This is a genomic window from Bacillus sp. MYb56 (assembly GCF_002976445.1).
GTDB lineage: Bacteria > Bacillota > Bacilli > Bacillales > Bacillaceae_G > Bacillus_A > Bacillus_A mycoides.
In genome coordinates this window covers 83,795-110,677 of sequence record NZ_PCOH01000001.1, presented here as the reverse complement: position 1 = coordinate 110,677, position 26,883 = coordinate 83,795, and the positions used below count along the sequence as shown (strand labels likewise).

Below are 26,883 nucleotides of genomic sequence, written 5' to 3'. Positions count from 1 at the left end.
AATCGCTTGTTATATGGATACATAATATAAAAAATTACTCATTATAATTTATGATTTGAGGGGAGTGGTGAGGAAAGTGAATTTAGAGGAACCGAAATTAAAAGGGGTAATAGCGACATTACAAATAATCGGTGGGAAATGGAAGCCACTCATTTTATTTATATTATTAACAGATGGAACGAAACGGTTTGGTGAATTAAAGCGATTAATGCCAGGCATTTCTCAAGGAACATTAGCGAAGCAGCTTCGTGAATTAGAGCACGATCAACTAATAAAACGCGAAATTTATCAAGAAATACCACCTAAAGTGGAATATAGCTTAACTGAGCATGGAAAAACAGTCAGTATTGTTTTGGATAGTATGTGTGGTTGGGGAAGAGGACATTTAGAATATATCGATAAAAACAAACTATAATATTATTATGTAAACTAAATGGGGGTTTGTCGAAACATATCGTTTTAGTAATTTGTATTTTATAATATATAATTAAATAGTGTTATAGGTTATTATATATGCAGTCTTCCAGATGAAGTAATATAGATGAAATGCTGTATCGTTCGAAGTAACTAGTTGTTCGGGGCTGAAAAAATGCGTAGCAGATATAAAAGAAGACGTAGGCCCTTTCACGATAATATCAACTATGAGTCTATTTCGAGAATCATCTAAACAGTTAATGCATTTTTACAAAGGGGAAATAATAACATGAATGAATTAGAGTATAAAAGTTTTTATGATAAAGTGGGACGATTAAATGGGTGGGACTTTAGTAAGCTAAAGTGTGAAACTGTAGGTGACACTTGGGACTTTTATGGCGAAGTGCAAGAAAGATGTAAACCATCAGATATTCTACTTGATGTTGGCACAGGTGGAGGAGAGAATATATTAAAAATAGCATCTTCAGCTGCATTACTGATTGGAATAGATAACTCTAAAGGAATGATCAAAACAGCACATTCCAATTTGAATAAAGCAGGTGTACAAAATGTTGAATTTCTTCAAATGGATTCGGAATTTTTAACGTTTCCGCATGCTCATTTTGATATTACTTCAAGTTGTCATGCGCCGTTTGTAGCACCTGAATTGGCAAAAGTAATGAAAAAAGGTGCTTTTTTCTTAACACAACAAGTTAGCGAACATGATAAATTAAATCTTAAAGAAGCATTTGGTAGAGGGCAATGTTTAGGTGAAAGAGATGGTACGTTAAAAGATAATTATATAGGTGAACTTATTAGTGCAGGATTTGAACTCGTACAAGTACGTGAATATGATGTTACTGATTATTACAGTACTCCTGAGGATCTTATTTTCTTATTAAAACATACGCCTATTATTCCTAGATTTGGAGAAAAAGAAGAGGACTTTAATATTTTACAAAAGTTCATTGACGCTAATAGTTCCGAAAAAGGTATTCGTACGAATTCAAAAAGGTTTATGATTATTGCTGTTAAATCATAGTGTATTTTAACGTAAAAGCTGATTTTCTTTAAAAGAAAATCAGCTTTTTTTGTGGAAAAGAATGCAGGGGAAACTTAAAAATCATAGAAATAGGTAAAGTGGTAATCTAAAAATTGAAATATAGGGGATAATTATTTTGAAACGTTACTATATTAACAACGAAAAAATAAACGCGCATATTACTGAGTGGGGAAATAATGAAAAGCCCGTTATCTTTTGTTTACATGGGTTAGGTAGTACGAGTTTAAGTTTTATAGAAATTGCAGAGGAATTAAAGGAAGAGTATAGATTTATCTCCATTGATGCACCTGGGCATGGTAAAACACCGCCCTTTGAAAGAACGGAAGATTGTGAGATGCTGAATTTAGCAAACTGGTTAAATGAAATAATAAATGAACTGAGAATTGAACATTTCTATTTTTTATCACATTCGTGGGGAAGTTTTGTAGCACTATTTTATTTATTAAATAATCCAGAAAAAGTACTAGGAAGCATTCTTATTGATGGAGGATATCAAACAAAAAGGCTTCAAGAAGAAACGCTTGAAGAGGAAATCGCGTATTACGAAAAAGATTTTGAAGAATATATTTTTAATAATTGGGATGGATTTTTCAAAAGTGAAAAAGAAGCATATACTAGGTGGTCTCCATTATTAGAAGTTGCTGTAAAAGATCTAGGGATTGAAATGGATAATAAAGTATGTTGGCATGCGAGAGGTACAACAGCTGGTAATATAATAAGAGGTATGCATAAAGATGAAACGATAGATATTTACGAGAAGTTACCATCTAATATTGTATTACTTCGAGCTACACTACCGCAGATATGGGATGATTATAGAGAAAAGACAGTAAAAATTTTCAAGTTAAAAACTGGCGCGAAAGTAAAATTAATCTTTGATACTACACATTTGTTACACTGGGATAAACCAGAAGTTGTTATAGAGGAAATAAAAAGTAATTGGAGCTAACATATTCATACTAAAGTTGTAGTTTTTACACGGAAAATCCACCCTTCGGTTTGATTTTATCTATTTATAAGTGTAATACAATAAGAATAGATAATAAGAAACAAGGGGGAATGTAAAGTGATTACACATATATCAGATATAAAACTACAAACGGTTTCTATAGAAGGGGTAAAACAAGTCTATAAAGACATATTATCTTTTCCAATAAAAAAAGAAACCGCATCATATATTCAATTTGAAGTAACACCGTATACAACAATTAGTTTTCAAGAAGTGTATGAAGCAATTGCACCTGCGCATTTCGCTTTTGAGATCCCATATTCAAAATTTCATGAAACGGCAAAATGGCTTAAAGAGTCTGGATTACTCATTGTGAAATGGAAAGATGGTCATACAATTGGTGAGGAGAGCGGTCTATTCAATTTATACTTTAAAGATGGTGATGGAAATCTTCTCGAAATTATCGCACATAGTTATGTTAAAGAAGAGGTAATAGTCCCGCATTCACCGTTAAACATTTTATACGTAAGGGAAATTGGTCTTCCGGTTAAAAGTGTACCTGTATTTACGGAATGGTTGAAATCAAATCTAGACATGAAAACGAAGGAAGATGGGGATATTTTCAACTTTGTTATAGGTGGCACTGCATATATCGTTGCAACCTGGTGGCAGCGACCGTGGATTCCAATCGCGATGAAAGCTTTACCACCGAAAGTACATGTTTCATTCGGAACACCGGATCATGCGTTTTTACAACAAATCCAAAATAACTTTAAGAAAAATGGTGTTCCATTTGAAAGTAAACATACTGAAGTATTGTTTATTCAACAAGGGTATTCATTTTCTGTTTTGCATACACCGGAGTTTCATTCCGATATTCCTAGAAAATTAGACTTACCACTTTCTATATAATTATAGGGAGGGGTAAGTTTTTTTCATTTTCATGAAGAAGGGTTTCAGTATAATTACATTGAATTTATAGAGGACTATAAGGCGTTATTCTAATTTACTGTAAGGAGAGAAATGAATTGAATCTAGGAAATCCGATAGCCAAAGGAAATACGGCTGAAATTTATCTTTGTGATAATAAAGTTGTGAAATTGTTTAAAGAATACCTCCCTAATACAGAATCTCTATACGAAGCACGAAAACAAAAGTATGCATATTCATGTGGTTTACACGTTCCTAAAGTATTTGAAGTTACAGAGATACAAGGTAGACAAGCTATTATTATGGAATATGTAGAAGGGGAAAGTGTTGGTGAGCTTTTGCTTAATAATTTGAGTAAAGCGGAGTATTTCATAAGTATTTGTGTAAGTATACAACAAAAAATTCATGCTATATCTGTGAGCTCGGATGAAATAGAACCGATGGAAGAAAGGCTTTATCGTCAAATTAACTCCGTACATGATCTGGATGAAAAACAAAAGGGAAATATATTAAAAAAGTTAGATTCAATCACATTTGAACCTAGAGTATGTCATGGTGATTTTCATCCGTTTAATGTAATTATGAGTAATGGTGATGTGAATATTATAGATTGGGTTGATGCTAGTTCAGGTGATATTCGTGCAGATGTGTTTCGGACATACTTATTGTATTCACAGAATTCAGTGGAATTAGCTGAAATGTATTTACATATGTATTGCAAAAAAACAGGTCTATTAAGAGATGAAATTTTCCAGTGGGCTCCTATTATTAGCGCAGCTAGATTGGCAGAGAGTACACCTCTGTAAATAAAAGATGTTTTCAAGTATTTATTTTGATCCCTATTAAAATAGTGGATCATTTATTTTTTTACTCATTTCGCGCTATAGACTGGAACAGCTAAATCGAATATGTAAAAATGTTTTTCACAGTCTTGAAAATCAATCATTTGGATATAGTTTATTAATTAGTTTAAGTATCTCTTTTTCTATATTATTCATTTTAACTTTCTTTCCAAACATAAATTTTCCACTCACAAAACTACTAGTTCCTTAACTTACAAATTTCGTGTTTTATTTGGTAGAATCCTTTAAAAAAGATTTATCCCGTAAAAGTCCGATTAGTATGGGATAATAATCAGTGGGGAGGAACAAACTCCCCACTGATTAAAGTTTCACTTTATTGGAAAGTTAAGTAAATGTATGACAAAATAAGATAGCTGAAAAAATATGAAATGAGTAATTACATATGATATTTAAAGGTTCTAGAGGGTGGTTAATGTTATAAACCACAAGAAATATCAAAAGAAAGAAGAGGATACTTCTTATAATATTTAGTGAGGAGGGAGATAAATGAATGAACATATACAGCTAATGATTGAATGGATTGAGGGCAATTTAAAAAAGGAGTTTTCATTAGATGAATTATCTGATTATATGGGGTATTCTCCTTACTTCTGTTCGTTTAAATTTCATCAAGTAACAGGGATAAGTATTAGACGATATATTCTTCTTAGAAGATTGTATTTATCAACGGAAGATTTGACGAATGATAGAAAGATAATTGATATCGCATTTGATTACGATTACTCTTCGCAAGAGGCTTATAGTAGAGCATTTAAAACTGTTTTTGGTATAACCCCAGGAAAATTCCAACTTAACAAAATACCGGTTCAATCATTTATTAAACTCTCAATCAATGATGGAAAGGAGTGGGATAGAATGAATTTTTCTAGAAAAATTGAAGTTAATCAGTTACGAAATGCGAAGAGTGAGCTGTTTGATAAAGATGTACTAAACATATTAAATGGTCAATTTATGTATGAAGAATTTAAAAGTGAAAGACTAATGGGAGAGTCTGATTACGCTCCATTTAATGAAGCTATGTGTGTAAATGCGACTACTGCACAGATTTTTGATGATGAGTTTATTAAAACAAGGGCAGAAGGACATCAAGGTACTGTAGAAAATTATATGAAAAAGGTTATTCATCCTTTAGAGAATCTTTTTAAAAAAGAGTATAAATGTATCGTTTTATGGTTTGGTGAGGATATGTTTTGCCAAATGAATCTACTTACCGTACTTTCTTACCTTGAACAGTCTGATTATAAGGGAAAAGTATACTTAAATAGCTTCAGAGAGGATGAATTTAAAGTAAGTCAAATTGAACTTGAATTAGGGAACTATTTTTCTGTTTACAATGAAGTTCTAGTAAATCATAAAAAGCCATCTCATGAGATACTACCTGTAATGTATCAGGCGATAGATTTATATTTAGAGATGCTAAAAGAAAATAATGTAGTAGTAAAGTATATCTCCAAAAATAAAGATTTACCAACACAAGAGTTACTAAAAAGGTTGTTTAATCTTTTTCCAACAATAGGATATGGGGACCTACAATATATAGAGCTTATTAATAAAGCGAGATGAAAATTGAAACTAATTAGAAGAGAATACAGTAAAAAAGATGCACCTAAAAGTATAGGTGCATCTTTTTTACTTATATTTGTTCAAGTAAATTTAATTCCTCTTCTACAAATGCCATTAATTCTTTTATTGTCTCACTAGAAAAATCAAAACGAATTCCAGCTGCTTCATATACCTCTGGTAAGGATTCAGAGCTACCTAGAGATAATGCTTTTTTGTAATTTTGTAGTGCTTGTTTAGGATTCTCTTTATATTGTTTATACATTTGCAATGCACCAAGTTGCGCGATTGCATATTCGATATAATAGAATGGTATTTCGAATATGTGTAGTACAGGTAACCAGCCAGTTGCTATCCAGTTTTCATAACCTTCAATATTTACCACATTCGATTGGTAAGTGTTATGTAATTCTAAATATTTTTCATTTCTTTCTTTAGCAGTATGATTTGGATTTTCATACATCCAATGTTGGAATTGATCAACGATAAGCATTTGTGGTAAATACTTAACAATATCTTTAAAGAAATCTAATTTTGCTTTTATAAATTCTTCTGTATTCTCATAAAATGTATCCCAATACTCCATCGAAAACAATTCCATTGTCATGCTGGCTAGCTCAGCTGATTCTGAAGGGATTTCTAAATATTTTTGTAGCTTTAGCTGCTTCATACATTCATTATGAATACTATGGCCCATTTCATGGAGGAAAGTAGTAACATCATAATGTGTATGATTGAGATTCATAAAAATAAAAGATAATTGAGAAGCAGGTAAGTGTTCGCAAAATCCTCCAGGTGCTTTTCCTTTACGATTTTCTAAATCTAAGCAATCATTTTTATGCATACGGCTCAATAATGCAGAAAATTCTGGGTCTAGTTTTTGTAAAATATGAGAACTTTTTTCGATTAAATCACCCTCGTCTTCAATGGGTTTTAATACTTTTTGATTTGGTGCGGCTGCTTTTAGATCCCACGGACGAAGTGTATCTACTTGAAGTTCAGCTTTTTTCTCATTAAATATATTATCAATAAGTGGCACAACGTATTTACGAACGGATTCTGCAAGTTCATAGCAATCATCAGCCGTATAATCAAAACGTTCATGTTTTTTAAACATATAATCACGATAATTATCTAATTGAATGTTTTTTGCCTTTTGGTGACGGATTGCAATTAATTCATTTAAAATATGTTGTAAATTATTTTCAACAGATAAAAATTTTTCAGAAATGAGCGTTTTTGCTTTTTTTCGTATATCACGATTCGGATTTTGTAAGTAAGACTGTAGTTCAGTAATTGTTTTTTCTTCGCCATCCCATAGTGCAGTCAAACTGCCTGTAATTTCGAAGTACTCGGTTACTAATTTGTCTTCTTTTACTTCTAAATCAATGTTCTTTTCACAAAATAATGTTTGCGCATTTTTTATTTTTTTATCTAGTAAGCTATAAGTTTTTGGATCAAGTTGCATTCGAAATGGTGACTCTAAATATTTATTATCAAAGGAATTTTGATAACGTTTCAAAAGAGGCCTTACATATTGTTGATCATATTCAAACGTATCTTTTATTTCTTTGTTATCTGTATTACATTGAAAGTCAATATAGTGTGATCTCAATTGTTCTTCGATTTCCCATATTAATTTCGACTGTATTTTCAGCCAATTTTCTAAATCTTCTCCTGAAGAAATGGGTTTACTTAATAAAGTAGATAATTCGTTCTCTAGCTCATGTATATTACGGATATCGATCGTATTAGAGTTCTGCATTATTTACCCCTCACTTTTTATTTACTCAAGGAGGTATTCTTCTTTTTCGCTATGATTCCTTTTTTTCTAGAAAATTTGTGCCTATTACTCCAAGAACAATCATAAGTGTACCGACAATATGATAGTAGGCAATTTGCTCGTGTAAGAATACAACGCCTGCGATAATGGTAATAAGTGTAGATAAGTTGCTAAAAACACTTATTTTGGCTGCTTCAATATAAGATAATGAATAGTTTAATAATAATGCTGTCAGTAAGGAAGATAGTAATCCTAAATATAAAATGGAGATAAGGAATGTTCCATTCGTAAATGGCTTAAAGTATACAGTTATTGTACCTTTGTTCATATGGTCAATGATTGCGATGAAATTAAAACTAATAAAACCGATTGCTGTCATTGTGTATGTTAAATCCATCAGCTTGAATTTCTTTGTCATTTTTCGAGCTAATACATTGTAGCAAGCAGATGATAATGCCGATAATAAAATGAGAATAACACCGATAAAGCTCGTTTCATGAGCCCCTATACCATTCATAACAAATATATAAATGACACCTATGACAGAAATACATACTGATGTTTTTTGCCATGTATTCGTATATTCTTTTAAAAAATAGGAAGCTAGTATCATCGTAAATATAGGGATCGCTGCTTGTATAATTCCAGCTTCAGATGAACTTGTATATACTAAGCCAAATGCTTGGAAAGCAAAGAACAATGCTGGATAAAATATTGCGAGTGGTAAAAGTGTAAGTATGTTTTTAAATGATATATTTAACTTTACAAAACCGAAAATAACCGGAATGGTTGCTGCTATGAAGGCAACTGTAAAACGGTGAGCCAGAGTATCAAGAGGACTCGTAATGGTTAGTGCTAGTTTCACAAACATAAATGAAAACCCAATAATAAATGAATAGAGTAATGCTGATATATATGCTTTTGTTGTATTTGTCATAATTCCACCTCATAGTAGTTGATTTCTTACTGGCCAGTATACGTACATAGTAATCCTTCTGATCTAGTGCTACAATGTGAACAAATACAAACTGTACCGGTACAAAAAAATAGGAGGTGTAATGATGTATAAATATTTACATGTTTTGAACGACTTAGAAAGTATGATTCAAAATGGTGAGATAAAAGAAGGAAAGAAATTACCGTCTATACGGTCGCTTGTTACACAATATGAATGTAATAAGGCGACTGTAATACGAGCGCTGCATGAATTGGAAAAGCGTCATATTATTTATTCTGTACCTCAAAGTGGATACTACGTTGTTAAGAAATCTGGAAGTTACATAGAAAGTAACGAGATTATTGATTTCGCTTCTTCGGCCCCAGATCCAGATGTTTTTCCATACTTAGATTTTCAGCATTGCATTAATAAAGCGATTGATACCTATAAGAATGATTTGTTTATATACGGAACACCGAAAGGGTTACCATCTTTAATTTCGGTTGTGCAAAAACAGTTAGCAAACTATCAAGTTTTCACGAAGGAAGATAATATATTTATAACGTCAGGTGTGCAGCAGGCGCTTGCTATATTAACTTCAATACCATTTCCGAATGAACATAATATGATTCTAATTGAACAGCCAAGTTACCATTTATATATTGAATATGTAGAAACAAATAACATTCCTGTAATCGGAATTAAGCGTACGCATGAGGGGATAGATTTAAATGAACTAGAGCGGATATTCAGCACAGAAAAAATTAAATTCTTTTATACAACTCCAAGATTTCATCATCCACTTGGAACTTCGTATTCTAAAAAAGAGAGAGAAAAGATTATTAAACTTGCGAAGAAATATAATGTATTTATAGTAGAAGACGACTATTTAGCAGATTTAGAAACTGATTCAAAAGTAGATCCGTTTTACAGCCAAGATAATTGTAATCATGTTATATATTTAAAAAGTTATTCGAAGATCATCTTTCCTGGATTGCGAGTCGGTGTTGCAGTCATCCCGCAATCCATTGCAGATGCCTTTTATAAGTATAAAAAGATTTTAGATATCGATAGTCCTATGATTTCGCAAGCTGCTTTAGAAATTTACATAAAGAGCGGAATGTTTGATCGGCATAAACATAAAATAAAAGCATCTTACTACAATAGGTCAAAAAAACTAGCGGCAGTAGTAGAAGGTGTTCAAAATGAAAATCCACATTTGTTTACTTCTAGAACAGTAGATCCAATTGGAATACACACTTGTTTACAGTTGAAAAAAAATATAGTCACGGACACATTTATTAAAAATTTAAGCAAGAGTCAAATAAGTATAGATTCTATTGATAAAAATTATTTAAGTAACTTTCATAAAGAGAGATTGTTAAAGTTAAATGTATCAAATGTAAAAGAAGACAAGATTGAAGAAGGGATTCGCAAAGTAAGTGAGGAAATAAAGCGAATGAACCGTGTAGATTTTCAGTTCAAAAAAGAATAAAAATTATGAGGGGGCGTGTTTTGAATAGAATAGCCTTGTTTGTATGTATTGCTCTTATTGATTCACAATATTATTGTTTAATTACAAAAAAATCGTTACGTTCATGATCTTCCATTAAAAGGGCATTTTCTTGAATGTGGATAAGAGAATGGGTTATTTATATGTGAATTAAAGGTAATTCAGAAGGTGTTATTTCGTTTTAGTATGTGGAAATATTACTCAACATTATGGAGGAGATCGATTATGAGCAATACACAGACATTACGAGGGCTAACCACAGTTAGTTTTTGGACAGATAATCTAGCAGCCGCAAAGAAATGGTACGCTGACCTATTAGGAAGTGAACCATACTTTGAACGTCCAGGATATGCCGAATTTCGCATTGGCGACTACCAACACGAGCTAGGTTTAATCGATAGCCGTTATGCGCCAGCTGATTCAGTGACCGGCCCATCTGGCTCTATAGTGTACTGGCATGTTGATGATGTAACAGCAACTTTCAATAAGCTACTGTCTATGGGAGCAAAAGAGTATGAGGCACCTACAGAGCGCGGCGTGGGATTCATCACGGCTTCCGTAGTTGATCCCTTCGGAAACATATTAGGCGTTATGTACAATCAGCACTATTTAGATGTGCTGATTTCGAACAAAAAAGCATGAACTTCGCTGCTGCACAACGAAGCATAGGGTGCAATGCTAATCAAATTTAATTAATATTATTTTAACCCCTTCTTAAAATCAGAACGGGGTACCGAAAATAATTATACTTGATTATAAAGAGTAAGGAGAATCACATGAAACCATTACAAGGTAAAGTAGCAGTTGTGGCCGGAGCAACACGAGGCGCCGGAAGAGGTATTGCGATGATGCTTGGTGAAGCCGGTGCAACTGTATATGTAACAGGAAGAAGTACAAAAGGGAATTTATCCTGTATGGGAAGAACTGAAACGATTGAAGAAACGGCAGAGCTTGTTACAAAGCAAGGCGGAAAAGGAATCGCAGTTCGTGTTGATCATACGGTAGAAGAAGATATTAAAGCATTATTTACAAAGATTCAAGACGAACAAAATGGACAGCTTGATATTTTAGTAAACGATGTTTGGGGCGGCGATCCTTTAACGGAATGGGAGAAACCTTTCTGGGAACACAATCTACATAACGGACTACTTATGCAACAAAGAGCTGTTCATTCTCATATAATGACAAGCCATTACGGTGTACCATTAATGGTGAAAAATAAAATGGGACTTGTTATTGAAATTACAGATGGAGTCGATTATCAATATCGAGGTAATTTGTACTATAGTTTAGCAAAAGTCTCAACAATTCATTTAGCAGAAGCTATGGCGAAAGATTTAGAACAACACAATATTACAGCTGTCGCAGTTAGTCCAGGATTCCTTCGTTCAGAAGCGATGTTAGATATATTTGGTGTAACAGAGGAGAATTGGCGAGAAGGAGCTAAACAAGACCCTCATTTTATCGCATCAGAAACTCCTTTCTTTGTTGGAAGAGCAGTAGCAGCTTTAGCAAGTGATCCAAATGTTCATGAAAAAACGGGACGAGCGTTAAGTTCATGGGAATTAGGAAGAGAGTATGGATTTACAGATATGGATGGAAGACGCCCAGATTGGGGGAAATATTTTGAGGAGAATGTTTTGAATCAAAATTAATGTTTTTAGAGCACTCAATAGCTGAGTGCTCTTTTTCTTTATACTGTACATAAATAATAAAGTCCTCTTAAAAATAAAGTGAAACTTTAATCAGTGTGGAGGTGTCCATTCTCCACTGATTATTAGCCTTCACCAATTGGGCGTTTACTGCCCACAAATAGAGGGATAAAATAGTTATTTAAAAAGCATTGGTACAAATGAAATACAGTCAAAAATAAAGTGACAAATCCAACTTACCCAAATACTTTTTGAATTTTTCCATATATAATTTAGTGCTAATCTAATTGGGATTATAGTTATTAATAACTGCATTGGCACAAAACCATAAGCTGGAATATGCCACAAAGCGAACAACAAACTACATATTAATGATGCAGTGCCAAATTTTAATCCTAATTTTTGTAATGCGATAATTATATTAGTGCAAATCAACTCTTCACCCATTAACATAAAGGGTACACGGAATAAAATCATAGAAATACTTATTACTTCAGCAACGGAATTTTTAGTTGCAGGTTCAAAAATGTAACTGAATATTAAGTTGGAAGCCATACCTACGATAATTGTTAAAGGCAAACCCCAAAGTAATGTCTTGATATTAAAATGTTTAAATTGCTCTAATGATATTTTTCCTAAAAAATAGTATCCTATAATTCCACATAATACAAGATTCCATAAAGCTTCAAGAATCATTCCCAATACTTCAGGTATATTATCTCCTAACACTGCGAAAAGTTGATATACAATCCCGGAAATAATTAATAATCCCAAAGCCAAAAGGGATTTTGAATCAATTTTCTTCTCTGTTTCTATAATCTTTGTTTCCACAACAGCCCCTTCTTTCTTATTATTTCATTGATTACGAATATATAATAGCACATTGTTCTCCAAAATAATGGTAATTGAGACGATCATAATAATTTTATTTTTCCAAATCAGTAAGTCCAAGATTAGGAGATTCCTTGCAAGAATCATTTAGACCAAAACCTATTATTAATGTCGTGATTGAAATAAAGCAATTATTAAACAAAAATAATAATCGCCCATCAAATTTATGAGTAGGCGATTAATGTATTTCTAAGAACAAAATTAAACAACTTTATTATCTTTACACATATATCGCATAAAACACTTTTTAACTTCATTAAATATATAGGGAATCATTACCAAAAAAATGATATCCTTAAAGTATAGTCTATATTTTGTATAGGAGAGTGATGGAGTCTATGGCGGTACGTATAGTCGATGATTTACAACAATTCTCTTTATTACTTATGTTTTTGAGTACATTAATATTTTACAGATACTTAAAGAAAATTAAACGAGAGAGAAAACTGACTTCTTTTGAATGGACAATGTATTTTGTCACTCAATTCGCGACTTCCATTTGGGCAATTACTTATTGTATTAAATTTTTGTCTGAATCGTAAGTTACATTAAACCATTTTAGTTTACTGGATTATTGTTATCTATTAGGGATATAAATATAGCCCGTATCTAAGTCAATGACGACATCACTCTTAATGTCTTCTTGTAATGACTTTGGAATGTTTTCAAAATGATAACGTACACAAAATAAATTTATAAGCTCCTCATTAGATAACTCTTCATTTTTTACGTTAAAATACATTTTTTTAACTTACTGATAGAACAGTTATGACCAATAACATACTCATTAATTCCATATCCATCAAATTCAATTATCATGTTATCACTATTGGTTGCTAGCCAACATTATAGCTTTAATTTTGGATGAATCTTTCATATTGATTATTATACATAGCTTATATATGTCTCGTATCAATTATGATATTCAAAATAAGAAGAAACACATTTGGAAATTTTTGTAGCAGGTGCAACAGGTGTAATAGCACGTTCTTTAATACCAATGCTAATAAAAGAAGGTCATACTGTGTATGCAATGATTCGTAACGAATCACAAGTAGAAGCAATGAAGAAAGTTGATGCTTTACCAGTACTAGCTGGGAGAGAGGTGCTTCAAAGAATAAGGCACGTAAAGAGAATGGATACTTTAAAATATCATAAAAATCCTTTAATGGGAATACTAGTAACATTCACTATTAAAGGATTGGGCTGTAATGAATATACTTTTTGAAAGCATTATTTTAATCCTCACTGGAATTATTGTTTTAAAATTGACAGGTAGTAAATCTGTTAGCCAAATGACGAGAGCTGAAATTATTATTGTGGTTTCTATAGGACGTATTATTGTAGAACCTATATTAAGTAGGAAAGTAGGCCCATCTATTTTTGCTGCGTTTATTTTTGCGGGTGTTTTACTTATTATTCATTTTTTTGAATTGAAATCACGAAAAGTAGAAAAGTTTCTAAATGGAACTAGCATTATTGTTATAGAAAACGGAGAAATCTTAAAAAAGAATTTATTACGCGCGAAAATGTCAGAACAACAATTATTTATGCATCTGAGAGAAAAAGGCATACATGAAATCAAGAATTTACAACAAGCAACTGTAGAAACGAATGGACGGATTGGGTATCAACTAACTACCAAGGCACAACCAGTTACTTTGGAAATGCTAGAAAAGCTTCTAGAGCAATGTAATCTGAAAAAATAGTTTTAGACTAAAAAGCGCTTCTTGTACATAAAGGGACTTTCGTGTTATCTAATTTATCGAGGGTGATGACGATCAATATTACGATTAACAACAACGTTAAAGTTCATAAAAATAAACAGAATGAATAATTGACAAAAAATGAGAATAGTAGTAATCTAACGTAAAACATACGCTAGCGTATTTTATTGGAGAGATAATATGCAATTAACGAGAGAAGACTGGATAAAAGTAGGATTACAACAATTAGCTAATGAAGGTATACATAAAGTTCGCATTGAAGCACTTGCTCGATTGCTAAAAATAAGCAAAGGAAGCTTCTATCACTATTTTCGTGACCATCAAGAGCTTTTAGATTCTATGCTCGACTTTTGGGAAGTGCATGCAACAAAGCTGATTGTTCAAAGTATGGAGCAACAGGATGCCTCTTTAGAACAGCTATTACAGATTAGTTTTAATCGAGATAAAAAAATTGAGAATGGTATTTATGCTTGGGCTAAATATGATCCTGTTGTGGCAACACGTTTAGTAGATATAGAAGAACAAAGAATTTCTTGTGTTGCAAAATTGTATCAAAAAATGGGCGTAGACGAAACTGAATCAATTGATCGAGCGAGACTTGCCTATTTAACGTATGTAGGATGGATGACAAGGTTTGAAGCAAATCCTAATTTTGATATTGATAAAATGGTTGAGCTTTTCACTTCTTTCAGCGGGTGTCCAAACATCCACTGAAAGAAGTGAAAGCCTCCGGCGGATGTCACAGAATTATGCTGAGGCATAATTGATTATTCGATAATAAATGTCCCTAATATGGTTATAAAACCTGAAGGGACAAAATTTTCACTATAACATACGGTAGTGTATGTTATCTTTGAAGTTACGAAATTGGGGGCGAATAAATGAAATTACTATTAATAGTAGTAGCTGTGGGGCTTCTGTGGTTTATCAGTTTTTTGCATATTTATTGGGCTTTTGGAGGTCGATGGGGTTCTGCTGCTGTTATCCCAGTAAAAGAGGGAGAACATAAGCCTGCTTTTACTCCGAGAATATGGGGAACATTATTCGTAGCCATTCTTATTCTATTAGCTAGTGTCATTATTGTTGTTCAAGTAGGTTATTTGCAGGGGTTCGAAGCAAATAGTTTATCTAAAATCGGAAGTACTGTCTGTGCTTTAGTTTTCATTATTAGGGCAATTGGTGATTTTAAGTTTGTTGGATTTTTCAAAAAAATTAAACATTCTCAGTTTGCTAGATATGACACTTGGTTCTATAGTCCATTATGTTTATTCTTTGGTTTTGTCTATATCATGTTGTTGTTTTAATAAGTATAATGAATTCCCTATAAAATAAATTTTATGCAGGAAGAAAACACCTCTTATTGAACAAGTAGTAATAAAAAGAAGTTTGAGCATAGCAATAGAGCAATACAGGTTCTGTTGACAGCGAAGTCCGCTATGATTAGTCATTTGTGTTTAAAAAGAGGATAGATAGGGCGAATTTATTCAAGCTCTTCTATCCTTTTAATTTTTATACATATAATGTATGACATTAGATAAGAATTCACTATTAATAATAGGTTCAGCTTATATCTTGACTTTTAATAAAATTTTAAAGTGTTGGTTTTTTATTGTGTGAATAAGAGGTTAGTTGTTGTTTTAGAGTTTAAATCATTGATTTAAACTTGGCAATTGTATCATGTAATCTTTCTAATCCAATCAACATATCTTTTTCATTTAACATTGAATAACTAATTCGTAAATGATTATATTGATTTTCATGGTTTATCAGACAAGCTGTGCCGGGTAAAAAAGAAACATCTACTTCATTCGCTTTTTGTAATAATGTAAAAGGATCGATTGACTGAGGGAGTGTAACCCATAAGTTAAATCCTCCATTAGGTATTTCAAATTCTAATTCTTTTAATGGAGATAATATATCAATTGTTAAATCGCGTCTAATTTGTAAAGCAGTCCGTAATTTTTCTAAATGATTTTTCATTCGTTCCGCGCGTAAAAAAGGAAGTAGTGCTTTTTGTGTCAATAAGGGACTACCAATATCCATCGAAGCCTTAACGGCGTATAACCATTCAAAGATAGGACCTTCAGCTGCAAGTGCCGCGATGCGAAGACCTGGTGCTAACGTTTTACTAAATCCTTTTAAATATATAACATGACCATTTGTATCAAAGCTTTTTATTGGAGGGGGAATTTTAAAATCCTCAAAATATATCTCTCCGAAAGAATCATCCTCTAAAATGAAAAATTGATAAAGCTCTGCTAGTTCTACAAGTTCCATTCTTCTTTCTTTACTCATTACTGTGCCCGTTGGATTCTGAAAAGTAGGATTCACATATAACAAAACAGGATTCTTTCTTTGACAAATATCATCGATTAAATCTGAGCGAATGCCGTTGTTATCAAAACTAACAGGGATAATTTGAACTCCTTTATTAACAAATACATCAAGCGCCGCTCCGTAACACGGACTTTCTACTAACACTATGTCTCCAGGTTTTAATAATGTTTGGACGATTAAATCAATTCCTTGCTGGGCACCACTTGTAATTAATAATTGAGATGGATCTGTAACTACTTGTTGGTGTTCTTTTAAGTAGTTTGTTATTTCCACTCTAAGTTCTTTGTCACCTTGAACAGGTCCATATGTTGCCAGTATCATTTGATCCTTATTAAGTAATTTGTGCATTTCATCTGAAAGAAACGGATTTGGTAATAAACGTGGATAAAGGACAGCCTGTGAAAAATCAAAATATTTACGATGTTGGTTCATTACATATTGAGAACGCATAACATTAATGGATTTCGTTTGTTGCCATTGATATGGAATTGGTTTGAAATCTTTGTTCACACGTTTATGTATATAGGCACCTTTTCCTTGTTCAATTCGTATATAACCTTTCGTTTCTAACTGTTTATAAGCTTTACGAACAGTTAATAAACTAATTTGCAAATCATCGGCCATAGCACGTAAAGAAGGGAGGTAATCGCCATGCGAAAGCATCCCGCTTTGAATTCTCTCAACAATTTGCATATATATTTGTTGGTAATATGGTATGTTGGATTCTTTACGTAGTACTATCTTCATAGAATCACCTGTTTTTCTTTTTAATTTAATTAAAGCGAAAAATAGTCTGACAATCAACTATATTTTCATTCAACTGTTATATGCTCGGATACACTGTTATACACCATATCCTCTATACTCATTTCAAGAGTAAAAAGGAGGAAGGAAAATGGTCATTTTAAATTATATTTTAGTATGTATCATCTTTGGAACAACATTTTTAACGATAAAAATCGGAATTGAGGCAGGTGCACCGCCGTTATTTTCAGCTGGAATTCGCTTCTTTTTGGCCGGTCTTATTCTCATTACTATTTTTAAGTTAAAGAAAAAGCGTGTTATGCCTTATTTATTATCAAAGCGTATTATGGGCGCTGGCTTTTGTTTAACATTTATGACATTCGCAACGTTATATTGGGCAGAACAGCATATTTCTTCTGGATTAGCAGCAGTGCTTTCTGCAACAGCCCCAATGATGATTTTATTGCTACAATCAAAGAAAAATAAAACAAAATTACAACGAGAACAGTTTTTGGCTTTATTCATAGCACTTACAGGAGTTTTATTTATATCTTTACCTGGCATGCATCAAGAACTTACTTTCATATGGAGTATTGCATGCCTTGTCATAATAGTTGGGCAACTATTTTACGGAATAGGTTCTATTTATTCAAAAGAAATACTTTCAAATTCGCCTGACGTATCACCTTTTCTGATTAACGGTATTCAAATGTTTTATGGGGGAATCTTGTTATTAATTGTATCTATTATAATGGAACAGCCTAATCTAACAGTCTTAACATCTTGGAATGTACAATGGCCAATTGTATATCTCATATTTGTAGGATCAATCGGTGGGCACGGTTTATATTATTGGCTCTTATCAAAAACAAATCCAATATTTCCATCAACATGGTTGTATGTATCCCCATTAATCGCTGTTATTGTAGGTTATTTTGTATTAGGAGAACCATTAAATCCTGCAATGGGAATTGGAGCTTGTTTAATCTTGATTGGTGTATTTTTAGCGAATCGTTCTACACTTGGAGTTTATTTTAAGCAAGGAAGGTTGTTAAAAAAAGAGATGTAGTTAAAGTTTAATGATGTAGAAAACAGCGGAAAACGTATTCAAACTTTAGAAGGAAAAATAGTTAATTTAGAGAAAGTGATTAACACATTAGAATATAGATTAGGGATAGTAGAATCAAAAACACAGTTGGAGAAATAACCAACTGTGTTTTTATATAGGGTGTATTTTATTTTACACTTAACTAAATCGGTCGCATATTGTTTGGTGGATAAGTGTTATTTTTTTATTACGGTATTGCCCATTGCGATAGAAATTCGATTCCAATTGTTTATTTGATTAATGATTAACACAAGGTCAACATATTGTTTTTCGTCAAAGTGTTCACGTACTCGGTTATATAGATTTTCAGGAACTCTTTTAGTAGGAATGAGAGTAATATGCTCCGATAGTTCCAGAGCAACTTTTTCTTCAGGAGTATAAAAATCACAATCATCCCAAGCATTTAAGCAATAAATTCTTTGCTCGGTTTCACCCAATTTTCGGGCGTCAGAAGTATGCATATCGATACAATAAGCACAGCCGTTAATTTGAGAGACTCTAATTTTTATAAGCTCTCTAACAGCTCGATTAATTGAAGATTTCTTCGTGTATTTCTCCATATCCATCATAATTTTCATACCATCAGGCGAAATATCATAATAAGACATTCTTTGACTCATAAGACAAAACCTCCGTTATTATAAGTTTTTATAATAAAAACACACTAGGTCGCGATAGGGACTTCTAGTGTGTTTTCATAATTAATTTACTTTTTTAATAAATCCTTTATAATGACGTTTCACAAGCTGACTTTCGAGCGTCTTCATCGTTTCTAATGCTACACCTACGATGATAAGTAAGCTTGTGCCACCGATTTGGGCAGAAGGTGGTAATGTTGCGATTTTCGTGAATACGAGCGGTAATATTGAAATTGCTCCTAAGAAAATCGCACCGATAAATGTTAAACGGTATAAAATTTTTGTTACATACTGTTCTGTAGATTTACCTGGGCGAATACCCGGGACATATCCGTTTTGCTTTTTCAAATTCTCAGCCATTTGTTCAGGGTTTACTTGAATAAATGCATAGAAGTATGTGAAAGCAACGATAAGACCAACATAAAGCGCCATTCCAAACGGATGTGCAAAATCAAGATTCGCAATTAGCCATTTAGATACGCTCGAGTCAGGGAAGAGCTGCGCAATTGTACGCGGCGTCATTAAAAAGGCTGAAGCAAAGATAACAGGAATTACACCTGCACTATTTACTTTAAGAGGTAAATGAGTATTTTTTGCTCCTTGATATTGATTGTTTCCTGAAACAGCTTTTGCATATTGAATCGGTATTTTTCGAACAGCTTGTTGAATGTAAATAACACCAACAACTATCGCTAAAATTACGAGTCCAATTAAAACCATTTTTATTATGTGCATAAATAACTGATCGCCTGCGTTTTGGAATTGTTGCAAATAAATTTGATTAGCGACATTTGGAATCGCCGCAACAAGTCCTGCGAAGATAATCATTGAGATTCCATTACCAACGCCATTAGCGGTAATTTGTTCACCTAACCAAAGTAAAAATGCAGTACCAGCAGTTAAAACTGTCGCAATAAATAAGTATGTAGTCCAGCTTTGATCTGTAATTAATTGTCCACCTGCTATATTATTAAAACCATAAGACATCCCAATGGATTGTATGAATGCGAGAATGATTGTAAAGTAGCGAGTAAATTGAGCTGATTTCTTACGGCCCATTTCTCCTTGCTTTGCCCATTCTGTAAATTTAGGTACAACGTCCATTTGTAGTAATTGTACAATGATAGAAGCTGTAATATATGGTGTGATACCTACAGCAAAGATTGAGAAGTGTTGCAGTGCTCCTCCGCCAAATACGTTTAGCATACCTAAAACGTTGGCTTGATCTTGTACTTTTAATACCTCTGCGTTAGTATGAGGAACTGGAATAAACGTGCCAATTCGAAAAACAATTAGCATCGCTAGTGTAAAAAGAATTTTGTTTCTTATCTCAGCTACTCTCATGAAATTTGAAATCGTACGAAACATTATGTCGCCTCCTATATTTTTATCAGTTCAAAACTGATTATTATATCCCGATGAAGTAACCACAAACCTCCTTCCGCATTAAATTCATTTGACAAATGGAATTTTATACATTTTGTAGTTTTCACGGATATAAAAAAATATAAGGTGTTATACAAGCGATTTATTAACTTTTCGTAATCATTCAATACCCATAATATAACTAATAAATTAACAAATGTACATACATAAGCATTAAAAATGAATGAATAGAGTGATTTTTTACATATATTTAATGCTAGATTGATAATTAGGAACGTTTTATGTAGTTATATTGAAAGGATTCCGTTGAAAGTATTATGATGTAGCTGTAGCGCATAATAACCTCAAGGAAATCTTCAAGGATGTTGAGAGAACTCATACATTTCAGCATGAATTAGAGAACCTACTAAAGAAAGAAAAGATTGGATTGGAATAATAGTGAAGGAAAATCTTTTTTCCATAGAGAATATTTCTAGCGTAGGAATTTAAGTATGTAGGTTCTAGCGAAAGGAGAATTCACATGAATACATTTGTAAATGACAAGTTTTATGAAACTAGAAATCAATTATTTGAGGAAATTACTTTGTTAAGTGATGCTCAATTTAATAGGAAACCAGATAAGGATAAATGGAGTATAGCACAAGTTTGTCATCACTTAGTTTTATTAGATGAGAGAGTTATAACAGTTATTTCATCGGGATTAAAAAAGATGGATAGTATCTTAAATGAGCGTAAAGAAATTCACACTATTTTATTAGATAGATCGATAAAATTTATAGCCCCAGAAATGATTGAACCAAGTATAGAACCATTTGAAGTGCAGCAAATGGTTGATTTGTTAAACGACTCTAGAAAAGAATTGATGCGTTTCCTGAGTACAATAGAAGATGAATCTATATTAGCGAAAAAATCAGTGACGCATCCAGCTCTTGGAGAATTACTTCTTGATCAGTGGATAGAACTGATCTATTTGCATGAACAGCGTCATATAGAACAAATTAAAGAGATAAAATTGCTTTGTGGAGTTGAAAAGTAAAAATCATTATCTATTTATTGAGCGATTTGGGATAGCATCAAGGGTTCGAGTGATAAAATACAAGTCCTGATTAAAATTATGATGAATTTAGTTGAAAGCAACCAATAAGCAGAAAAAAATACGAAACTAGCAGATTTTACTCCTGAAGAGGAAACGAACATTTGAAAAAAATCTGAATCCGATTTGCTGTATAAGTGTAACCCCGTCTTAAATGAAGAGCGGGGTTATTATTTTTGGAAGTGATCTCAGTATTTTCATATAGAAGGAAAAAATTAGAAATAAAATCCGGAAATGAGTTGTATGTCCAAAATTTTGAAAGTACATATACATCTACCGTGGGTTTAGCGCTCTTCACACGTTGGAGGAAGAAGTATTTTATTAGAAAACGATAAAATACTATTCTGTTAGGGGATATATGCATTTTATTCTCTATATTTTCACAGCAAAACCACCTCCAAAATTATCTTTTGTAGTTGAATTTCTCTGAATAATAAGTTACATTTTTAAAGTTCAAGCAACTTTATGACAGTACAAAAAGGGGAGAAATATTGTTATTATGCAAAAAATGAAATGGAAGAACTATGTATGCAATTTTATTATTCTTATGCTTCTTGTAACAGCAGTAACAGTCAAACCAGCTATTTCTAAGGCTGAGGAATCTAATGTTAATATTACATTGTTAGGTACTGCAGATATTCATGGTAGATTTATGCCTTGGGATTATGCGCTTGACGGAGCAAATATGAGTGGAAGTTTGACGCAGCTTTATACGGTTATAAAGAAGGTACGTCAAGAAAATCCAAATACCATATTAGTAGATGCCGGGGATACAATTCAAGGAAACTCAGTAGAATTATTCAACGATAAGCCACAATCGCCAATGATGGTAGCAATGAATACAATGGGATATGACGCCTGGGCATTTGGAAATCATGAATTCAACTTTGGATTAGATACATTGAAAAAAGTTAGTGAGCAATACAAGGGAAAGACGTTAGCAGGAAATATTTATAAGGAAAATGGAGAGCATTTTCTTCCTGCATATACGATTGTTGAAAAAGGTGGAATTAAAGTCGGGATTATTGGTATGAATACACCAATGATTAGTGATTTTGAAAAAGGGACAGATCATTTGGATGGTTTAGTAGTGAAAAATCCAGTAGAAGAGACAAAAAAGGCTATTAAAGAATTAGAAGATAAAGTAGATGTAATGGTAGGGGTTATGCATATGGGACTAGAAAATGAGAATGGAATCCCAGGTACTGGTGTTCAAGATATTGCGAATGCTTGTCCGGAACTAAGCGCTATTTTTGCGGCTCATATGCATAAACTTGTAAAAAAAGAAGTTGTAAATGGCGTAATTATTACAGAACCAGATAAATACGGAACGCATATTTCACGTATTGACCTTACTTTTACAAAGCAAGATGGGAAGCTTGTTTTAAAAGATAAAACAGCTACCGCTATACCTGTAAAAAATGCTGATGGAACTACAGTATTATCTGATTCTACACTTGAAGAAACACTAACACCGTTTCATGAGTATGCGAGAGGAGATGCAAATGTTGTAGTCGCCCGATTAAAGGGTAGAAACCTTGTTCCTGAAAATGAAATAAAGGGTATTCCAAGTGTGCAGATTCAAGAGACACCTTTATCAGATTTCTTTCATGAAGTCATGCTCCATTACAGTAAGGCGGATGTAGTAGCCCATCAAATTGATAATGATTATGCCCGTTTGGATATAGGTCCTATAAAGAAGAAAGATATTGCTTATAATTATCAATATGCTTTGGGAGAAATTACAGTATATAAGATAACTGGAAAAGATTTAAAAAACTATATGGAATGGGCAGCAGGATATTTTAACTCATCTCGTGCCGGAGATGTAACAGTTAGCTTTGATAAAAACCGTCGTGCGTCTAAATACAGTACGAACGATTTCTTTGGAGGCGTAAAATACGAAATTGACTTAACAAAACCATATGGTAGTAGAATTACAAATTTACGCTCTATTCGTACAAATAAACCAATCAAAATGAGCGATGTTATGACGCTAGGAATGAATGCGTATAGAATGGAGGCTCTTCAGGCAAAAGGGGGAGCTTTAGAGGGACGTAAATTTGAACAAACTTGGTCATCTAAACAAGAGAATGCATTCGGAGAAACAGGTGGAACCATTCGTAACCTTGCTATTACATATTTAAAAGAGGTAAAGAACGGTGTATACACGCCAAAAGTTATGCATAATTGGAAAATTACTGGTGTAGATACACATTCTTCAGAGCATAAGGCTGTAGTTGATCTTGTAAATAAAGGGATTTTAGAAATCCCAAAAACAGAAGATGGAAAATATACAAATATAGCATCTATAAATACTAAAGATTCAATTACAAAAGAAGAGATTGTAGCACTCTCACAAAAAGCTAATATTAATCCAAATCAGTTTAATCATGTAAAAAGAAAAGGTGAATTTTACAAAAAACTTAGTAGGATAATTAAATAAATATAAAAAAGATGGCTCTCGTGCAAAAAACTATTAAACTTGGACATACCATTATCCTAAAAAAGTTTGTGATTGGTATGGAAATATAGAGAATCATCGGTAAAAAACCCCCTGGATTGTTTTAAAAATTCAGGGGGTTTTTCATTTGAATAATTATTGTTTCATTTCTCACTATGTATATTTATAATATGCTTTAAAAGAACATACCTTAAGTTAATAACATGCAATAGATATGTCCTTTTCTATATTTAAATGGGGAGACAAATTTATCTTTGAAAGATATTTTTGACAAGATGAAACTCATATAAGACTTCAGCAGTCTCAAAACGTTACAATCCATGCAGCTATAGACATAAATAACAAAATTATATTGAAAAATCTAACTTGTATATGCGTTGCCTCACCTCACTAAAGTATTTGACTACAATTCTTAAAATAGTAAAGAGTGGTTTTTTATGTTGTTAATAAGATATAAGTGTACTTTGATTAGAATGAATATAGATAATTAACGACTAACCAATTGGATGAGCACCTAAAAGGGCTCATTTTTTATTTTATCGACCACATATATGTAATTTTGCATAATATTACATAAATTTTGTATTTTCTCTTTTTTTCGACATAAATAGACAGTATACTTTGTACAAGCTTTCTATTTCAAAAATTATACGAGGTGAAAAAATGAAAAACACAAAGACATTAACTAAGGTAGCATTAACAACAGGATTAGCTTTAACAGCTGTGGCACCATACGGAATAGGTCATGCAGAGGAAACAGATCAACTTCAAGTTCAAATTCAGGAGGACTCATTCCGTTCAGGTGAACTTACACAACCGTCAAAAAAAACACCAGAGAATGTAGTAAAAGATGCTCTTAAGGAGAAAGCTGAACAAGCTCTTTCTCCAAATCAAGTCAATGGAGAAACAGGAGTAGATTATAAAGTTCTTCAAAAACGTGGTTCGTATGATGGAACAACACTTGTGCGTATGCAGCAAACATACGAAGGAAAAGAAGTATATGGCCATCAATTAACTGCACACGTAGATAATAAGGGTGTTATTAAAAGTGTTTCAGGCGATAGCGCGCAAAATTTAAAACAAGAAGAATTGAAAAAGCCTATTAATCTATCAAAAGATGGAGCGAAACAATATATTTATACGAAGTACGGGAACGATATCAAGTTTATTTCTGAGCCAGAAGTTAAGGAAGTTATTTTTGTTGATGAAAATAATGGACAAGCTAGCAATGCATACCAAGTTACCTTTGAAGCGGCAACACCAAACTATGTTTCCGGAACTTATTTAGTAAATGCACAAAATGGTGATATGTTAAAAAATATGGTACAAGAATCTAACTTAAAAACAAGTGAAAAACTAGTTGGAGCTTTAAAGGAAAGTAAAAAAAGTAGTCTTACATCATTAACTGGAACAGGAAAAGATGATTTAGGTATATCTCGTTCATTTGGTATTTCTAAACAAAGTAATGGCAAATATGCACTTGCTGATTATACAAGAGGGCAAGGAATTGAAACATATGATGTGAATTACAGAGATATTACTAAAGAAGAAAGCTATTATCCTGGTACACTAGCAACCAGCACTTCAACAACATTTAACGATTCAAAAGCAGTAAGTGCTCATTACTTAGCAACAAAGGTATTTGATTTTTATAAAGATAAATATAAGCGTAATAGTTTTGATAATAAGGGACAAAAGGTAGTTTCAGTTGTACATGCTTGGGATTCTGAAGATACGAACGATCCGAAAAATTGGCAAAATGCATTAAGTGCTAATAATGGAAGTATGCTTGTATATGGCGATCCTATTGTCAAGGCATATGACGTAGCTGGACATGAATTTACACATGCTGTTACTTCTAGCGAATCTAATCTTGAATATTACGGTGAATCTGGTGCGATTAATGAGGCGCTATCTGATATTATGGGAACATCTATTGAGAAATACGTAAATAATGGAAGCTTTAACTGGACAATGGGCGAACAAACTGGATCTGTTTTCCGTGATATGGAAAACCCAGCTTCTGTTCCATCTTCACTTGGAGTACCGTATCCAGATGATTACAGTGAATTTAACGATTTTAATGGATGGGATCAAGGTGGCGTTCATTTTAATTCAAGTATTATTAATAAAGTTGCGTATCTCATTGCAAAAGGCGGAACTCATAACGGAGTAACTGTTAAAGGAATTGGTGAAGATAAAATGTTTGATATTTTCTATTATGCAAATACAGATGAGTTAAACATGACATCTAATTTCAAAGAATTGAAATCAGCATGTATTCGAGTGGCAACTAATAAATATGGTGCGAATACAGCTGAAGTTCAAGCAGTTCAAAAGGCATTTGATGCAGCAAAAATTAAGTAAGTTAGAAATATAGTTTCCATTCGTATATTAATACATTATGAAAATCAGCTAATGTCATTTTAAGGATATTAGCTGATTTTTTACGTAGCAATGTATTAGTGAAAATAAAATTACTAAGCAATAATCAGGCATCTATCTTCAATAAGTTACGACAAATATATAAGATTTCAAGGATATAAAAACAGAATATTAATAATATATTGACCTTTTAATAGTAAGTGCTATAGAATGAAAGCGATAACAAACGATTGCTTTAAAATGATTTCCCTGATCTTTTAGTATTTACAACTATAAGAAGGAATAAACAAATCTATTTTTTTGAGTTTTAATGCAAACGTTTTCGTAAGGGTTATTTCCATCTTATATTTGATTTTCGTATTAAAAGATCATTGAAATACATACGTAAAAATAGCCAATATGGAGGTGAAGTAAAAGAGATTCCTAGATTAATTTAAACCGTGTTT

General features: G+C 32.6%; 23 protein-coding genes and 3 pseudogenes. 18 read left to right on the top strand and 8 right to left on the bottom strand.

Annotated features, from left to right (window positions below; translation table 11 throughout):
- Positions 1-67: 67 nt before the first annotated feature.
- The 5 genes from CQ058_RS00525 to CQ058_RS00505 all read left to right on the top strand — a co-directional run bounded on the left by CQ058_RS00525 (position 68) and on the right by CQ058_RS00505 (position 4,162).
- A complete protein-coding gene (locus tag CQ058_RS00525; protein ID WP_002141868.1) occupies positions 68-415 on the top strand; it encodes a winged helix-turn-helix transcriptional regulator in 348 nt (115 codons plus the stop codon).
- Positions 416-703: 288 nt separating this feature from the next.
- Positions 704-1,456: a class I SAM-dependent methyltransferase gene (locus CQ058_RS00520; RefSeq protein WP_002189688.1), complete on the top strand. Its 753-nt coding sequence runs from the start codon at positions 704-706 to the stop codon at positions 1,454-1,456.
- Positions 1,457-1,592: 136 nt separating this feature from the next.
- Complete coding sequence (locus tag CQ058_RS00515; RefSeq protein WP_002032274.1) at positions 1,593-2,426, top strand: alpha/beta hydrolase; 834 nt, start codon at positions 1,593-1,595, stop codon at positions 2,424-2,426.
- Positions 2,427-2,543: 117 nt separating this feature from the next.
- Positions 2,544-3,338, top strand: coding sequence for a VOC family protein (locus CQ058_RS00510; RefSeq protein ID WP_002032275.1), 795 nt, complete (start codon positions 2,544-2,546; stop codon positions 3,336-3,338).
- A 116-nt stretch (positions 3,339-3,454) separates the two neighbouring features.
- Positions 3,455-4,162 (top strand): phosphotransferase family protein, encoded by a 708-nt coding sequence (locus CQ058_RS00505; RefSeq protein ID WP_002189689.1) that lies wholly within the window; start codon positions 3,455-3,457, stop codon positions 4,160-4,162.
- Positions 4,163-4,233: 71 nt separating this feature from the next.
- Here CQ058_RS00505 and CQ058_RS00500 read toward each other — a convergent pair.
- A pseudogene (locus CQ058_RS00500) lies at positions 4,234-4,308 on the bottom strand (aminoglycoside phosphotransferase); the annotation flags it as partial.
- Between the two features lie 397 nt (positions 4,309-4,705).
- On the opposite strand from CQ058_RS00500, the gene CQ058_RS00495 reads away from it, so the two are divergent.
- Positions 4,706-5,782 carry a helix-turn-helix domain-containing protein gene (locus CQ058_RS00495; RefSeq protein WP_002189690.1) on the top strand — a complete coding sequence of 359 codons (1,077 nt, stop codon included), beginning with the start codon at positions 4,706-4,708 and terminating at the stop codon, positions 5,780-5,782.
- A 70-nt stretch (positions 5,783-5,852) separates the two neighbouring features.
- Here CQ058_RS00495 and CQ058_RS00490 read toward each other — a convergent pair whose 3' ends face one another.
- Both CQ058_RS00490 and CQ058_RS00485 read right to left on the bottom strand, forming a co-directional pair.
- Positions 5,853-7,544, bottom strand: a complete 1,692-nt coding sequence (locus tag CQ058_RS00490; protein ID WP_002189691.1) for a M3 family oligoendopeptidase — start codon at positions 7,542-7,544, stop codon at positions 5,853-5,855.
- Positions 7,545-7,561: 17 nt separating this feature from the next.
- Positions 7,562-8,499, bottom strand: a pseudogene (locus tag CQ058_RS00485) (DMT family transporter).
- A 124-nt stretch (positions 8,500-8,623) separates the two neighbouring features.
- Here CQ058_RS00485 and CQ058_RS00480 point away from each other — a divergent pair.
- The 3 genes from CQ058_RS00480 (at position 8,624) to CQ058_RS00470 (ending at position 11,667) form a co-directional block, all read left to right on the top strand.
- A complete protein-coding gene (locus CQ058_RS00480) occupies positions 8,624-9,994 on the top strand; it encodes an aminotransferase-like domain-containing protein (RefSeq protein ID WP_002189692.1) in 1,371 nt (456 codons plus the stop codon).
- A gap of 243 nt (positions 9,995-10,237) precedes the next feature.
- The gene (locus CQ058_RS00475; protein ID WP_002127537.1) at positions 10,238-10,654 is read left to right on the top strand and encodes a VOC family protein; all 417 of its coding nucleotides are present in this window, start codon (positions 10,238-10,240) and stop codon (positions 10,652-10,654) included.
- Positions 10,655-10,788: 134 nt separating this feature from the next.
- On the top strand, positions 10,789-11,667 hold the full coding sequence (locus CQ058_RS00470; RefSeq protein ID WP_002032284.1) for an SDR family oxidoreductase: 879 nt from the start codon (positions 10,789-10,791) through the stop codon (positions 11,665-11,667).
- Positions 11,668-11,841: 174 nt separating this feature from the next.
- Here CQ058_RS00470 and CQ058_RS00465 read toward each other — a convergent pair whose 3' ends face one another.
- The gene (locus CQ058_RS00465; protein WP_002013319.1) at positions 11,842-12,495 is read right to left on the bottom strand and encodes a CPBP family intramembrane glutamic endopeptidase; all 654 of its coding nucleotides are present in this window, start codon (positions 12,493-12,495) and stop codon (positions 11,842-11,844) included.
- 398 nt (positions 12,496-12,893) lie between these two features.
- Here CQ058_RS00465 and CQ058_RS00460 point away from each other — a divergent pair, with 398 nt between their 5' ends.
- Positions 12,894-13,097 (top strand): hypothetical protein, encoded by a 204-nt coding sequence (locus CQ058_RS00460; RefSeq protein WP_033709141.1) that lies wholly within the window; start codon positions 12,894-12,896, stop codon positions 13,095-13,097.
- Positions 13,098-13,132: 35 nt separating this feature from the next.
- On the opposite strand, the pseudogene CQ058_RS32150 reads toward CQ058_RS00460, so the two are convergent.
- Positions 13,133-13,374, bottom strand: a pseudogene (locus tag CQ058_RS32150) (hypothetical protein).
- A gap of 127 nt (positions 13,375-13,501) precedes the next feature.
- Here CQ058_RS32150 and CQ058_RS00450 point away from each other — a divergent pair.
- The 4 genes from CQ058_RS00450 to CQ058_RS00435 all read left to right on the top strand — a co-directional run bounded on the left by CQ058_RS00450 (position 13,502) and on the right by CQ058_RS00435 (position 15,586).
- On the top strand, positions 13,502-13,783 hold the full coding sequence (locus CQ058_RS00450; RefSeq protein WP_002189695.1) for an NmrA family NAD(P)-binding protein: 282 nt from the start codon (positions 13,502-13,504) through the stop codon (positions 13,781-13,783).
- Positions 13,767-14,264 (top strand): DUF421 domain-containing protein, encoded by a 498-nt coding sequence (locus CQ058_RS00445; RefSeq protein ID WP_002189697.1) that lies wholly within the window; start codon positions 13,767-13,769, stop codon positions 14,262-14,264. The genes CQ058_RS00450 and CQ058_RS00445 overlap by 17 nt, the downstream gene beginning before the upstream one ends.
- A 198-nt stretch (positions 14,265-14,462) precedes the next feature.
- The gene (locus CQ058_RS00440; protein WP_002032294.1) at positions 14,463-14,996 is read left to right on the top strand and encodes a TetR/AcrR family transcriptional regulator; all 534 of its coding nucleotides are present in this window, start codon (positions 14,463-14,465) and stop codon (positions 14,994-14,996) included.
- 167 nt (positions 14,997-15,163) lie between these two features.
- Positions 15,164-15,586, top strand: coding sequence for a DUF3995 domain-containing protein (locus CQ058_RS00435; RefSeq protein ID WP_002032296.1), 423 nt, complete (start codon positions 15,164-15,166; stop codon positions 15,584-15,586).
- 340 nt (positions 15,587-15,926) lie between these two features.
- Here CQ058_RS00435 and pdxR read toward each other — a convergent pair whose 3' ends face one another.
- Complete coding sequence (gene pdxR / locus CQ058_RS00430) at positions 15,927-17,366, bottom strand: MocR-like pyridoxine biosynthesis transcription factor PdxR (protein ID WP_105589373.1); 1,440 nt, start codon at positions 17,364-17,366, stop codon at positions 15,927-15,929.
- A 148-nt stretch (positions 17,367-17,514) separates the two neighbouring features.
- Between pdxR and CQ058_RS00425 the strand changes: the two genes are divergently transcribed.
- On the top strand, positions 17,515-18,432 hold the full coding sequence (locus CQ058_RS00425) for a DMT family transporter (protein ID WP_002189699.1): 918 nt from the start codon (positions 17,515-17,517) through the stop codon (positions 18,430-18,432).
- 215 nt (positions 18,433-18,647) lie between these two features.
- On the opposite strand, the gene CQ058_RS00420 is transcribed toward CQ058_RS00425, so the two are convergent.
- On the bottom strand, positions 18,648-19,091 hold the full coding sequence (locus tag CQ058_RS00420; protein ID WP_002189701.1) for a carboxymuconolactone decarboxylase family protein: 444 nt from the start codon (positions 19,089-19,091) through the stop codon (positions 18,648-18,650).
- 81 nt (positions 19,092-19,172) lie between these two features.
- Positions 19,173-20,477 (bottom strand): preprotein translocase subunit SecY, encoded by a 1,305-nt coding sequence (gene secY, locus CQ058_RS00415; RefSeq protein WP_002141891.1) that lies wholly within the window; start codon positions 20,475-20,477, stop codon positions 19,173-19,175.
- A gap of 538 nt (positions 20,478-21,015) precedes the next feature.
- Between secY and CQ058_RS00410 the strand changes: the two genes are divergently transcribed.
- From CQ058_RS00410 to CQ058_RS00400, 3 genes are all read left to right on the top strand, one after another.
- Complete coding sequence (locus CQ058_RS00410; protein WP_001091627.1) at positions 21,016-21,531, top strand: DinB family protein; 516 nt, start codon at positions 21,016-21,018, stop codon at positions 21,529-21,531.
- Between the two features lie 556 nt (positions 21,532-22,087).
- Positions 22,088-24,034, top strand: coding sequence for a bifunctional metallophosphatase/5'-nucleotidase (locus CQ058_RS00405; RefSeq protein WP_002189702.1), 1,947 nt, complete (start codon positions 22,088-22,090; stop codon positions 24,032-24,034).
- A gap of 681 nt (positions 24,035-24,715) precedes the next feature.
- A complete protein-coding gene (locus tag CQ058_RS00400) occupies positions 24,716-26,419 on the top strand; it encodes a M4 family metallopeptidase (protein ID WP_105589371.1) in 1,704 nt (567 codons plus the stop codon).
- The last annotated feature ends 464 nt before the right edge of the window (positions 26,420-26,883 follow it).

Excerpts from the sequence above, each read along its gene's own strand:
- CQ058_RS00520 (WP_002189688.1), top strand. The coding sequence starts at position 704 with ATGAATGAATTAGAGTATAAAAGTTTTTATGATAAAGTGGGACGATTA.
- CQ058_RS00495 (WP_002189690.1), top strand. The coding sequence starts at position 4,706 with ATGAATGAACATATACAGCTAATGATTGAATGGATTGAGGGCAATTTA.
- CQ058_RS00490 (WP_002189691.1), bottom strand. The coding sequence starts at position 7,544 with ATGCAGAACTCTAATACGATCGATATCCGTAATATACATGAGCTAGAG.
- CQ058_RS00480 (WP_002189692.1), top strand. The coding sequence starts at position 8,624 with ATGTATAAATATTTACATGTTTTGAACGACTTAGAAAGTATGATTCAA.
- CQ058_RS00475 (WP_002127537.1), top strand. The coding sequence starts at position 10,238 with ATGAGCAATACACAGACATTACGAGGGCTAACCACAGTTAGTTTTTGG.
- CQ058_RS00470 (WP_002032284.1), top strand. The coding sequence starts at position 10,789 with ATGAAACCATTACAAGGTAAAGTAGCAGTTGTGGCCGGAGCAACACGA.
- CQ058_RS00460 (WP_033709141.1), top strand. The coding sequence starts at position 12,894 with ATGGCGGTACGTATAGTCGATGATTTACAACAATTCTCTTTATTACTT.
- CQ058_RS00445 (WP_002189697.1), top strand. The coding sequence starts at position 13,767 with ATGAATATACTTTTTGAAAGCATTATTTTAATCCTCACTGGAATTATT.
- CQ058_RS00440 (WP_002032294.1), top strand. The coding sequence starts at position 14,463 with ATGCAATTAACGAGAGAAGACTGGATAAAAGTAGGATTACAACAATTA.
- CQ058_RS00435 (WP_002032296.1), top strand. The coding sequence starts at position 15,164 with ATGAAATTACTATTAATAGTAGTAGCTGTGGGGCTTCTGTGGTTTATC.
- pdxR (WP_105589373.1), bottom strand. The coding sequence starts at position 17,366 with ATGAAGATAGTACTACGTAAAGAATCCAACATACCATATTACCAACAA.
- CQ058_RS00425 (WP_002189699.1), top strand. The coding sequence starts at position 17,515 with ATGGTCATTTTAAATTATATTTTAGTATGTATCATCTTTGGAACAACA.
- CQ058_RS00420 (WP_002189701.1), bottom strand. The coding sequence starts at position 19,091 with ATGAGTCAAAGAATGTCTTATTATGATATTTCGCCTGATGGTATGAAA.
- secY (WP_002141891.1), bottom strand. The coding sequence starts at position 20,477 with ATGTTTCGTACGATTTCAAATTTCATGAGAGTAGCTGAGATAAGAAAC.
- CQ058_RS00410 (WP_001091627.1), top strand. The coding sequence starts at position 21,016 with ATGAATACATTTGTAAATGACAAGTTTTATGAAACTAGAAATCAATTA.
- CQ058_RS00405 (WP_002189702.1), top strand. The coding sequence starts at position 22,088 with ATGCAAAAAATGAAATGGAAGAACTATGTATGCAATTTTATTATTCTT.
- CQ058_RS00400 (WP_105589371.1), top strand. The coding sequence starts at position 24,716 with ATGAAAAACACAAAGACATTAACTAAGGTAGCATTAACAACAGGATTA.